Origin of the sequence: Actinomyces wuliandei (genome assembly GCF_004010955.1) — a bacterium.
Classification (GTDB): Bacteria; Actinomycetota; Actinomycetes; order Actinomycetales; family Actinomycetaceae; genus Actinomyces; species Actinomyces wuliandei.
This window is the reverse complement of the sequence record NZ_CP025227.1, coordinates 1,370,596-1,383,242: the sequence shown is the minus strand read 5'-3', so window position 1 is coordinate 1,383,242 and position 12,647 is coordinate 1,370,596. Positions and strand designations below refer to the sequence as shown.

The 12,647-nt window shown below is 68.4% G+C and carries 5 protein-coding genes and 1 CRISPR repeat array (1 of these 6 running past the window's edge); of the genes, 1 reads left to right on the top strand and 4 read right to left on the bottom strand.

Features of this window, described 5'->3' with window-relative positions:
- A CRISPR array of direct repeats spans positions 1-3,737; the repeat unit is 28 nt; unit sequence GTGTTCCCCGCATACGCGGGGATGAGCC (it extends 6,422 nt beyond the left edge of the window).
- A 251-nt stretch (positions 3,738-3,988) separates the two neighbouring features.
- Both CWS50_RS05695 and uvrA read right to left on the bottom strand, forming a co-directional pair.
- Positions 3,989-5,365 carry a UTP--glucose-1-phosphate uridylyltransferase gene (locus CWS50_RS05695; protein WP_127842009.1) on the bottom strand — a complete coding sequence of 459 codons (1,377 nt, stop codon included), beginning with the start codon at positions 5,363-5,365 and terminating at the stop codon, positions 3,989-3,991.
- 97 nt (positions 5,366-5,462) lie between these two features.
- Positions 5,463-8,309 carry an excinuclease ABC subunit UvrA gene (gene uvrA / locus CWS50_RS05690; RefSeq protein WP_127842008.1) on the bottom strand — a complete coding sequence of 949 codons (2,847 nt, stop codon included), beginning with the start codon at positions 8,307-8,309 and terminating at the stop codon, positions 5,463-5,465.
- A gap of 104 nt (positions 8,310-8,413) precedes the next feature.
- On the opposite strand from uvrA, the gene CWS50_RS05685 reads away from it, so the two are divergent.
- Entirely contained in the window at positions 8,414-8,707 is a 294-nt protein-coding gene (locus CWS50_RS05685; protein WP_127842007.1) for a YciI family protein, read from the top strand.
- Positions 8,708-8,794: 87 nt separating this feature from the next.
- Here the strand turns inward: CWS50_RS05685 and CWS50_RS05680 are convergent, their stop codons facing one another.
- The gene (locus tag CWS50_RS05680; RefSeq protein WP_180342492.1) at positions 8,795-11,332 is read right to left on the bottom strand and encodes an HAD-IC family P-type ATPase; all 2,538 of its coding nucleotides are present in this window, start codon (positions 11,330-11,332) and stop codon (positions 8,795-8,797) included.
- A 98-nt stretch (positions 11,333-11,430) separates the two neighbouring features.
- Complete coding sequence (locus CWS50_RS05675; protein ID WP_127842006.1) at positions 11,431-12,552, bottom strand: TerC family protein; 1,122 nt, start codon at positions 12,550-12,552, stop codon at positions 11,431-11,433.
- Between the last annotated feature and the right edge of the window lie 95 nt (positions 12,553-12,647).

Sequence of the window (12,647 nt, the reverse complement as noted above, 5' to 3'; positions counted from 1 at the left end):
CGCGGGGATGAGCCCTGGGCGGCCAGTGTGGCTGAGGAGGCCGATGAGTGTTCCCCGCATACGCGGGGATGAGCCGACGGCGACCGTGCTGTCGGCCCTGTCCCGCGTGTGTTCCCCGCATACGCGGGGATGAGCCCATCACGACGTTCCTTTCCGACCTGTGGAACGGGTGTTCCCCGCATACGCGGGGATGAGCCTTTTGTCAGACGTGCCCCCGTGTTGGCCAACTGGTGTTCCCCGCATACGCGGGGATGAGCCCCATCTCATCTACACGCTGCTGGAACTCGGACCGTGTTCCCCGCATACGCGGGGATGAGCCGAGGCTACCGAGGTTACCGGACGCCTTGGCGTTGTGTTCCCCGCATACGCGGGGATGAGCCCAGTTGGATGTAGGCCGTTGCCAGCGTGTTACCGTGTTCCCCGCATACGCGGGGATGAGCCCTGCGCCCCGGTACGCGCGATCGCTGACCCAGCGTGTTCCCCGCATACGCGGGGATGAGCCCGTCGATCGGAACCGGGCTCCGTTCGACTGCCTGTGTTCCCCGCATACGCGGGGATGAGCCGCAGCCGGGGGGAGGGCTCATCTGAGTTGTAGTGTGTTCCCCGCATACGCGGGGATGAGCCGACCACCCTGATCGACCGTGTCTGGGAGGAGTCGTGTTCCCCGCATACGCGGGGATGAGCCGTGGTCATCGACCGACCGGTCCATCTCCCTGGAGTGTTCCCCGCATACGCGGGGATGAGCCTCTTGACCTCCTGAATGCCCTTGAGGCGGGGTCGTGTTCCCCGCATACGCGGGGATGAGCCGGCAAATGCGGCCTACCCACACCCAGCCATCAAGTGTTCCCCGCATACGCGGGGATGAGCCGTCGGGTGAGAGGCCGGTGGCCTCTGCGGCTCCGTGTTCCCCGCATACGCGGGGATGAGCCCCAGCGCCTTAACTCGTTCAAGGTGTTTCTTGAGTGTTCCCCGCATACGCGGGGATGAGCCGCATTCAGGATCATCGCCCAGATGTCGGGGTCGGTGTTCCCCGCATACGCGGGGATGAGCCCGCGTCCCAGATCATCCCCTGCGCGTCAAAGCTGTGTTCCCCGCATACGCGGGGATGAGCCGGCATCACCATACTGACAGAGAACGAGGACGCGGTGTTCCCCGCATACGCGGGGATGAGCCAAACCGGCTGGTCCCCGGCCGCCAGGTGGACGGGTGTTCCCCGCATACGCGGGGATGAGCCGAACCCTGTTCCCCTGTTCCCCTGTTCCCCTGTGTGTTCCCCGCATACGCGGGGATGAGCCCCTTGAGAGCGTCACTGGCCCGCGCCATAGTCGGTGTTCCCCGCATACGCGGGGATGAGCCGTGCCCGGTAGATGTCGTCGGGCCGCCAGGGTGGTGTTCCCCGCATACGCGGGGATGAGCCCCAGGAGGCCCTCGACGAGGACTACGCCCTGTAGTGTTCCCCGCATACGCGGGGATGAGCCGGCCGCCGTCGAGCTGGCCAGGATAGAGGCCGAGTGTTCCCCGCATACGCGGGGATGAGCCCTCACAGCCGCAATCACCAACCAGAAGAAAAGGGTGTTCCCCGCATACGCGGGGATGAGCCGAAGGAAAGAGAGGAACCACCATGGACACTACCGTGTTCCCCGCATACGCGGGGATGAGCCCCAGATCCTCGGTGTCGCGACCTTCCTGGCCCTGTGTTCCCCGCATACGCGGGGATGAGCCGTGGGGTTGGGGGGCGAACCAGGAGAACCCCGAGTGTTCCCCGCATACGCGGGGATGAGCCCGAAGCCCTCGGAAGTGTCACGGACGTTGGCCTGTGTTCCCCGCATACGCGGGGATGAGCCGCCCCTGGCATCAGTACTCACCTGCCCCGGCGCGTGTTCCCCGCATACGCGGGGATGAGCCTAATCCCCCAGATCGCAGCAACGATCGCGACCAGGTGTTCCCCGCATACGCGGGGATGAGCCGTCTCTGGATCGCCCGCTCCCGTGAGTATGTCCGTGTTCCCCGCATACGCGGGGATGAGCCCATCGTCATCGCGCGGGGCCAGGAGACCGAGGAGTGTTCCCCGCATACGCGGGGATGAGCCCGGCGTGAGGTCCTCACCGTCACTCATCGGCGTGTGTTCCCCGCATACGCGGGGATGAGCCAGACGGTCATGTACCTGTCGACCGCGTGGGCGATGTGTTCCCCGCATACGCGGGGATGAGCCCCAGGAACGGGAGAAAAAGCCCGACGGGGCGGCGTGTTCCCCGCATACGCGGGGATGAGCCCTACTCGACACACCACCCTCCAGTCTGATCCGCGTGTTCCCCGCATACGCGGGGATGAGCCCAAGCGCCGTGGAGGCGCAGGCCGCCGCCACGGGTGTTCCCCGCATACGCGGGGATGAGCCGGGCGATCCGGGAGATGGCGGAGCAGCCTCCCCGTGTTCCCCGCATACGCGGGGATGAGCCCGTCGTCGGCGATCCCGAGCACGGACCGGTGCTGTGTTCCCCGCATACGCGGGGATGAGCCGATGGCCGTGTTTTAAAAACGGCCACCAAGATGGTGTTCCCCGCATACGCGGGGATGAGCCCAGCTGGCCCACTCTGCCTACAGAGCCAGCCAGGTGTTCCCCGCATACGCGGGGATGAGCCGGCCTGGAGCGACCTGGCGGAGAAGGTCCAGCGGTGTTCCCCGCATACGCGGGGATGAGCCGAAGGGTGCTGTCGCCAGGGGTGCGTGCTTCTGGTGTTCCCCGCATACGCGGGGATGAGCCGTACTGGTCGGCGTCGTGGGGGCGGTCGGCCTCGTGTTCCCCGCATACGCGGGGATGAGCCGGTCCCCAGGCTTCGGGTCACGCACCCCCTCGGGTGTTCCCCGCATACGCGGGGATGAGCCGTGACCCAGGAGCACGGGTACGACCCACCGGGGGTGTTCCCCGCATACGCGGGGATGAGCCGGCGGCCCTGAAGTCTGTCGGAGTTGGCGGCGTGTGTTCCCCGCATACGCGGGGATGAGCCCGCCGACCCGAGCGAGGGCGCAATCTCGGTCACGTGTTCCCCGCATACGCGGGGATGAGCCCCGGCTGTGCCCGCCGCTTGGGCTGATCCTGGAGTGTTCCCCGCATACGCGGGGATGAGCCCACTGCGTGGACCACCATCACCACGTTCCTCAGGTGTTCCCCGCATACGCGGGGATGAGCCGGGCCTGACCTACGACGACGTCGCCGCCCTCCTGTGTTCCCCGCATACGCGGGGATGAGCCCCTAAACGAGGTCCACACCACCACGGGGCGCACGTGTTCCCCGCATACGCGGGGATGAGCCGGCACGACCCTGGGTACCCGCCCCCTCCGGGGCGTGTTCCCCGCATACGCGGGGATGAGCCCTCAACCCGGGGGCTCACGGCCCCCGAGGGGTAGTGTTCCCCGCATACGCGGGGATGAGCCGTCCTCAGACACCTCCTGCCTGGCGGGAAACCAGTGTTCCCCGCATACGCGGGGATGAGCCGGACCCGAGGAACCAGTCAGAAGGAGATCGAAAGTGTTCCCCGCATACGCGGGGATGAGCCCAAGCGCGACGTCGTTGACGCCACCCGCGACGTGTGTTCCCCGCATACGCGGGGATGAGCCCGCCTACCTCACCCTCGGCCCGCCACGAGGCCGGTGTTCCCCGCATACGCGGGGATGAGCCCCCGCTGCCGTAGGTACGTCTCGACCCGGCCCTGTGTTCCCCGCATACGCGGGGATGAGCCCGATGCGGCGCCGCCACCCCCTCCCTACGGGGGGTGTTCCCCCTCATACTCGAGGGAATGAACCAAGCGCCCTTATGGCGCGCAGGAACAACAGCCTCTGAGCGTCTACGCGCACCCGTCAGCCGTGGGCATCCACCCACTATCGGGCTGGCAGCAGCCTGCGTGCTACGTGGGCGATGCGCTGCATGGCTCCCTGCGGCGCTACCCTCGACAGCAGGTCACGACAGAGAACGCTGCAAGAACTGCCTCGCTCAGATCCGGGTCCCAGCGGGAACGGTTCCCGGCGAACCCTCCTCCCTCACTACGGCGTCCCCGGTCGCCACCACACCAGCGCCAAAGGTCCAGTCGCCCTCCACGGTCAACGAGCTCGCCCCGCGCACGGAGGGGACGCCCTCAGGGAAGCGGGCCTCAAAGTCCCGGATGGTCTTGTAGTAGCGGGGGTCCAGCACCACCGTGCAGGCCTCCTGCGGCACCTGCACCAGCAGGCCGTCCTCGTCAACCTCGTAGACGTCGGAGCGCAGTAGGAACAGGTCGTTAGTGGTCTTGACCGGGAGGAACCTGCTGCGAGGCACCTCCACAGCCGTCGCCTTCTCGAAGGCCTCCACAGCCGCACCCATGGCTGTCTCCATCTGGATGACCGGGGTGGAGGCGGGGTCGGAGGGGTCAACCGTCTTGGTGTTCCTGATCAGCGGCAGCCCGAGGATCCCCTGGCGCTGGCGCAGGGTGTCGCGCAGCACCTCCAGGTCGAACCAGAGGTTGTTGGTGTGGAAGAAGGGGTGGCGGAACTGGTCGGTGAAGTAGTGCATCTGGTCGGCAGGCGTCTGGGCGGTGTCGCGCAGGATGATCCGCCCGTCGCTCCTGCGTACCGCCAGGTGCCCGCCCTTGACGTCGGCGGGCGTGCGACGGCACATCTCCGGGGCGTAGGCGGCTCCCGAGGCGGCGAACCACCCGGCGATGCGGGCTGAGGGGGCGGCCCCCAGGTTGTCCGAGTTCGAGGTCATGGCGTAGCGGTAGCCCCGCTCCAGCAGGGCGTCCAGGACCCCGGATGCGGTCAGGGCGGTGTAGATGTCCCCGTGCCCGGGTGGGCACCACTCCAGCTCCGGGTCGGCCTCCCAGGTCACCGGGCTCAGGTCGTCGGCGCGCAGCTTGGGCTCACGGTTCTGCAGGAAGTCCAGGGGGATCCCCTCCACCGCGACCGGAGGGCAGGACTCCAGGGCCTCGAAAGTGTCCTCACGGGTGCGGAAGGAGTTCATGAAGACCAGCGGCAAGGTCACGCCATAGCGTCTGCGGGCGGCCAGGACCTGGTCCACGATGAGCTCCAGGAAGGTCTTTCCGCCCCGGACGGGGAGCAGGGACTTCGCCCGGTCCAGCCCCATGGAGGTCCCCAGGCCTCCGTTGAGCTTGATCATGACGGTACGGCTCAGGGCCTCTCTGCCCTGCTCCGGGCTGACCTCCACGTCGCTGATCGAGCTGATGTCCGTCAGGGGCTCAATGGTCTCCTCCGGGACCAGGCCGGTGGCACCCTCCTCAAGAGTCCTGTAGTAGTGGCTGAAGACGTCGATGGCCTGCTGCGCGACGCCGGCGTCGCGCATCTTGGCCTGGGCCAGGGTGAGTCCGTTCTCGCTCATAGCAGAAGGGTATCTGCCCCGGCGGGGTCACGCGACAGCTACGACGCCGTTATCTTCTGCTCCGCCCGCCATCGCGACGCCGCCTCGATAATGCCGCCTAGACACGCTGCCCGTGGAGGACCTCGTTGAGGAACCGCCCGGTGTGGGAGGAGGCGTTGCCAGCCACCTGCTCCGGGGTTCCAGTGGCCACCACCGTGCCGCCACCCTTGCCGCCCTCAGGTCCCATGTCAATAATCCAGTCGGCGTGAGCGATGACGTCCAGGTTGTGCTCAATGACGACCACAGTGTTGCCCTTGTCCACCAGGCCCTGGAGCACGCCCAGGAGCTTGCGGATGTCCTCCAGGTGCAGGCCGGTGGTGGGCTCGTCCAGGACGTAGACGGTCCGCCCGGTGGAGCGACGCTGGAGCTCGGTGGCCAGCTTGACGCGCTGCGCCTCGCCACCGGAGAGGGTCGTGGCCGCCTGGCCCAGACGCACGTAGCCCAGGCCCACCTCCACCAGGGTGTCCAGGTGGCGGGAGATGACGCCGGAAGCCGAGAAGAAGTCCGCCGCCTGGTGGATGGTCATGTCCAGCACGTCAGCCACCGTCTTGTCCTTGTACCGGATCTCCAGGGTCTCGCGGTTGTAGCGGGCACCGTGGCAGACCTCGCAGGGCACGTAGACGTCCGGCAGGAAATTCATCTCGATCTTCAGGGTGCCGTCACCCTTGCAGGACTCGCAGCGCCCGCCCTTGACGTTGAAGGAGAAGCGGCCCGGGCCGTAACCGCGCACCTTGGACTCCGGCACCGAGGCGAAGATCTTGCGGATGTGGTCCCACACACCGGTGTAGGTCGCGGGGTTGGACCGCGGCGTGCGCCCGATGGGCGACTGGTCGACGTGGACCACCTTGTCCAGGTTGTCCACCCCCCGCACGGTCCGGTGCCGTCCGGGCACGCCCCGGGACCGGTTAAGACGGTTGGCCAGAACCTGGTAGAGAATAGAGTTGACCAGGGAGGACTTGCCCGACCCGGACACCCCGGTCACGGCGGTAAGCAGCCCCAGGGGGAAGGTGACGGTGACGTCCTTGAGGTTGTTCTCCCGGGCACCTACCACAGTGACCTCCCGGCCCTTGCGGCGGGGGCGGCGTGACCGGGGGACCTCAATGCGGCGGCGGCGCGCCAGGTAGTCACCAGTCACCGACCCCTCCGCCTCCACCAGGGCGCTCAGCGGCCCGGAGTGGACGACCTGCCCACCGTTCTCCCCCGCCCCGGGTCCGATGTCCACGATCCAGTCCGCGGCACGGATGGTGTCCTCGTCATGCTCCACGACAATGAGCGTGTTACCCAGGTCCCGCAGCTTCTGGAGGGTGGTGATGAGCCGGGCGTTGTCCCTCTGGTGCAGCCCGATGCTGGGCTCGTCCAGCACGTAGAGGACACCCACCAGGCCCGAGCCGATCTGGGTGGCCAGGCGGATCCTCTGCGCCTCGCCCCCGGACAGGGTGGCTGCACCTCGGGACAGGCTAAGGTACTCCAGGCCGACATCAACCAGGAACCCCAGGCGGGCGGCGATCTCGCTCAGCACACTGCCCGCGATCTGGCGGGCCTGGCCGGACAGGTCCAGGTGGGCCAGGAAGTCCCGGGTCTCGCTGATAGGCAGGTCGCACAACTCGGCGATGGACAGCCCGCCTACACGTACCGCCAGCACCTCCGCCTTGAGCCGGGTGCCGTGGCAGGCCGGGCAGGGGACCTCCCGCATGTAACCCTGGTAGCGCTCCCGGGACCAGTCCGACTCGGTTTCCTGGTGCTTGCGCATGACATAGTCCATAACGCCCTCAAAGCCGGTGGCGTAGACCCGCTCCCGGCCCCAGCGGTTGCGGTAGCGCACCTTGACCTCGTAGTCCTTGCCCCGCAGGATCGCCTCCCTGGCCCGTTGCGGCAGCGCTCGCCACGGGGTGTCAACGTCGAAGCCCAGGTCCTCCCCCAGGGCGGCCAGCTGGCGGGTGAAGTACTTCTGGTGGCTGGACCAGGGGGCGACGGCCCCCTGCGCCAGGGTCAGCTCCTCGTCGGGCACGACGAGCTCGGGGTCCACCTCCAGGTGAGTGCCGATACCCGTGCACTCCGGGCAGGCGCCGTAGGGGGCGTTGAAGGAGAAGGTCCGCGGCTCCATCTCGTCAAGCTGGAGAGGGTGCTCGTTGGGGCAGGCTCGTTTCTCGGAGTAGCGGTGCTCCCGGGTAGGGTCGTCCACGTCGGCGTCTACCCGCTCAATGATCACCAGGCCCTCGGCCAGGGCCAGGGCGGTCTCCACCGAGTCGGTCAGGCGCTGGCGGATGCCCTCGCGCACCACCAGGCGGTCCACGATGACCTCAATGTCATGCTTGAGGCGCTTGTTGAGAGTCGGCGGGGAGTCCAGCCGCTGCGTGGCCCCGTCCACCCGGACCCGGTTGAATCCGCGCCCGCGCAGCTCCTCGAACAGCTCGGTGTACTCCCCCTTGCGCCCACGCACCACGGGGGCCAGCACCTGGAAGCGGGTGCCCTCGGGCAGGGAGCGGACCTGGTCAACGATCTGCTGTGGGGTCTGGGAGGAGATGACGGCGTCGCAGACGGGGCAGTGCTGGGTGCCTGCCCGGGCGTAGAGCAGACGCAGGTAGTCGTAGACCTCGGTGACCGTACCCACTGTGGAGCGCGGGTTGCGGGAGGTGGACTTCTGGTCGATGGACACCGCCGGGCTCAGACCCTCGATGAGCTCGACGTCAGGCTTGTCCATCTGGCCCAGGAACTGGCGGGCGTAGGAGGACAGGGACTCCACGTAGCGGCGCTGCCCCTCAGCGAAGATCGTGTCGAAGGCCAGGGAGGACTTGCCCGACCCGGACAGCCCGGTGAAGACGATCATCTGGTCCCGGGGCAGGTCGAGGTCCACGCCCCTGAGGTTGTGCGCCCGGGCTCCACGGACGATGAGAGAGTCGTTCACGGGACGGCAGTCTAGGAGGACGAGCACGGTCCTCAAACACGTGTTCGAGCACGGCGCGGGAGGTCTTGGCCACGTGCCGGCGGCCGCAGGTCTAGCCTGGTGCCATGAGCAGGATCTTCGCCGTCGAGTACCACTACGTCACCGACCAGGACGAGGCCATGGACAAGCTGCGCCCGTCCCACCGCGCCTTCAACGCCGAGCTGGCGAGCCAGGACCGGCTCCTGGCGGCAGGTCCCTTCGTGGGCACCCACGACGCCCTCATTGTCGTGCGTGCCCAGGACGAGGAGGCCGCTCTCGCGCTCCTGGAGGACGACCCCTTCTACCAGGCGGGCTTCATCGCCGAGCGCGTCGCGCGCCAGTGGAACCCGGTCATCGGGGTGCTCTCCCCCACCGCCTAGGCCCATCGTCTGAGCCCATTGCCTGGGCTGTCCAGGAACGTCGGCCCCGGGCGGCACGACGGGAGACAGGCAGGCACGGGGACAGGCTCAGCGGACCATCCGCTGACGCACCAGGTACACCACCTCAATACCGCCCACAGCAAGCCCCGCCATGGCTGCAATGACCCACCACACGCCCGGCTGGGGCCAGCTCAGGAGGAAGAAAGCCCGTACCGCAGGCAGGACCACCCCCAGGACGGCCGCCACCCCCATGAGGAGCACCAGTCCCAGCCGCCATCCCAGCAACGGGCGGGCCGTCAGCGTCAGCAGCCACAGCCCGGAGACGACCAGTACCAGCGTCGCCCCGGTGGTTACCTGGGCCTCAGGGGCACCAGTGAGCGTCAACCAGGTCCAGGTCAGCAGCGTCATGGTGCCTGCCACCAGTCCCGCCGGGACCGCCAGGGTGAGGACTCGCCCCAGGAAGCCCGCCCGGTAGCGCTGGTTGCTTGGGGCCAGGGCCAGGACGAAGGCAGGGACCCCGATCGTCAGCGAGGAGACGATCGTCAGCTGACGGGGGGCGAAAGGATAGGAGATCGCCAGCGCGGAGACCACCACCGCGATGAGGGAGGCGTAGACAGTCTTGGCCAGGAACAGGGAGGCGATGCGCTCAGTGTTTGCCATGACTCGCCGCCCCTGGGCCACGACCCCTGGAAGCGCGGAGAACTCCCCGGACAGCAGCACCAGACGGGCCACCGCCTTGGTCGCTGGCGCTCCGTTGCCCATGGCGATACCCAGGTCGGCCTCCTTTAGCGCCAGCGCGTCGTTGACGCCGTCACCGGTCATGGCCACGACGTGCCCGCGCGCCCTCAGTGCCCGCACCAGGGAACGCTTCTGCTCCGGAGTCACCCGTCCCAGGACGCTGACCGGCTCCACCAGCTGCGCCAGGTGGTCCAGGTCCTCCGCAGAGTCCTGAGGGTCCTGGCCGTCCCGGGCACCCGGGTCCTGGCCGGCACCCGTCACCTCTGGCAGGTCCCGGGCGTCCACGGCCACCAGCTCCCCCCCACCAGGTGCCTGCACCCCGGCCCTGCGGGCCACTGCGGCCACCGTGGCCGGGCTGTCACCGGAGATGACCTTGACCTCCACGCCCTGGTCGCGGAAGTACTCCAGGGTCTGGGCGGCGTCAGGGCGGACCTCCTCCGACAGGACGACCAGCGCACGAGGGCACAGGCCCGCAGGCAGCACTGGCTCCTGACCGGGCGCGCCGGACTGGTCGCCCCACAGGTGGGGGCTGGAGGCCAGGGCCAGCACGCGGGCACCTGTCGCGGCCGCCTGACGGACCTGCTGGCGCGCGCCTTCCACCAGCGGCCCCGGGGAATCCGCCTCAGCCGCGTCCAGGAGGATCTCCGGAGCACCTAGGACCCAGGTCGCCCCCTCCTCCCGCAGAGCCGACCACTTCCGTCGTGAGGAGAAGGGCACCTGGGCCTCAGGACGGACCGCCCGCGCGGTCTCCAGGCCCTCGGGTCCCAGCAGGTCTGGCCTGCTGAGGCCCTCACTGATGGCAGTGGCGCTGGCGTTGGGGTCCTCTCCCCCACTGAGCCGGGCCAGGACCGCCAGTACCTCAGGAGCGGGATCATGCGCTCCAGACCCGGGGGCGCCAAGGTCGTGGGAGTCGTGGAGGTCGTAGACCTGCTCCAAGCGGATCCGCCCGGTCGTGATGGTGCCAGTCTTGTCCAGGCACAGGGTGTCGACCCGGGCCAGGACCTCCACCGCTGGCAGCTCCTGGACCAGGACGCTGCGGCGGGCCAGGGCCAGGGCTGCGGTGGCAAAGTTCACCGAGGTCAGCAGCACCAGGCCCTGGGGCACCATGCCAACCACTCCCGCAACCGCGGGGACCACTGCTGCGCGCCAGGACCCGGAGGACACGGCGTGGGCGAGACCCCCCTCCTCCCCGCGCAGCTGGGACCACGCCAGCAGCAGGGCCACAGGCACGATCACCCAGGAGATCCACCCCAGTACCCGGTTGGTGCCCGCCTGGAGCTCGCTGACAGCCACGGAGTACCGGCGCGCCTCGCGGGCCAGACGGTGGGCGTAGGCATCAGCTCCCACCGCCGTGGCCCGGAACAGGCCGGTCCCGGCAGTCACCGTGGTCCCCGACATGACCCGGTCCCCGATGGCCGGGTGCACCGGAGCTGACTCACCGGTAAGGATGGAGTCATCGACTTCCAGCCCCTCGCAGGACAGCACGGTGCCGTCTGCGGGGACCTGCTCGCCCACCCGCAGCCGAACGACGTCGTCGAGGACGACCTGCGCGACGGCCACCTCCTGCTGCTCACCGTCGCGCACCACCGTCGTGCGGGGGGTCTCCAGCACGGCGAGCCGGTCCAGCGCGCGCTTGGCCCGGATCTCCGCGACAGTCCCGGTGCTCGTGTTAAGCAGGAGCACGATCCCGAACAGGGCGTCCGCCCAGTGACCGAAGACGAGGACCAGGACCAGCGCCACCCCCAGGATCGCGTTGAAGACGGTGAGAAGGTTGGCACGCAGGATCTGGGCCACGCTGCGGGAGGTCTTCTCCTCGTAGGCGTTGGTCAGGCCACGGCTGACCCTGTCGGCGACCTCAGCAGAGCTCAGCCCCTGTGCTCCCGTCACGGCAGAGGAGCCACCACCCGCACCGGGGTCCGACGACACGTCGTCGTGCACCGTGGTGGCGGAGGCTCCCGACCCGGGAGTCCCGGGAGCCGTAGGAGTCACTGCGCGCTCCTGGCGCTCTCGGTGCGACTGGTCGCCTCCACTGGGCTGGCTGGGACGGCAGCGGGGCGCGAGGCCTGCGGGTGGTCCAGGTTGTCCTGCTGGGTCGGGGAAGTCGTGGCCTGGACCTGCCTGGAGTCAGTACGAGACCGGACGGCGGAGGCGACCACAGTGACCAGGACGGCGACGACGATGACCCCCAGGGACATCTGGATGCTGGGCTCAGGCACGATGTCCACCTCTCGCCCGCCGTTGATGAAAGGCACCTCATTGGTGTGCAGCGCGTGCACGATCAGCTTGAGGCCAATGAAGCCCAGGATGGCAGCCAGGCCGTAGTGGAGGTAGGCCAGGCGGTCCAGGAGGCCGTCGATGAGGAAGTAGAGCTGGCGCAGGCCCAGGAGCGAGAAGGCGTTGGCGGCGAAGACCAGGTAGGGCTCCCTGGTCAGGGAGTAGATAGCAGGGATCGAGTCCACCGCGAACATGACGTCGGCGGTCCCGATAGCGATGATGCACAGCATCATGGGGGTGATCATGGTCCGGCCGGCGTGCCGGTGGAGCACCTTGCCACCCACGAACCCGTCGGTCATGGGCACTACCCGGGCCACGGCTCGCACGAACCCGCTGGGTCGGTACTCCTCGGTGGCCGAGGACTCCTCCGGGTCCTCCACGCCCTCGCGAGCCTGGGAGACGGCCGTCCACAGGAGCCAGGCGCCAAAGAAGTAGAACACCCAGGAGAAGTTCTCGATGAGGGCCGCCCCGGCCAGGATGAACACCAGGCGCAGCACGAGCGCGATGACGATACCTGCCAGGAGCACCTCCTGCTGGTACCTGCGAGGAACCCGGAAGGAGGAGATCATGATGACAAAGACGAAGAGGTTGTCGATGCTGAGCGCCTTCTCGGTGATGTAGCCCGCAAAGTACTCCGTGCCGTAGTCCCCTCCCCACACGGCCCACACCACCAGCCCGAAGACCAGGGCCATAGCGATGTAGGCCACCGACCACCAGGCGGCCTCCCTCATCGTGGGCTCGTGAGGGGTACGCACGTGACCGACGATGTCGATCGTGATCATGACAAGGATGGTGGCTCCCAGAGCCAGCCACCCGAGGGCGTGGACATCCACAGGATGCACCTCCGGTACGAGTCGGGTACCGGAGGTCTCCTCCCGCCTCACGAGGCGACAGCACGCCCCGGAGGCCTGCGACGCCGGGGCCGGGA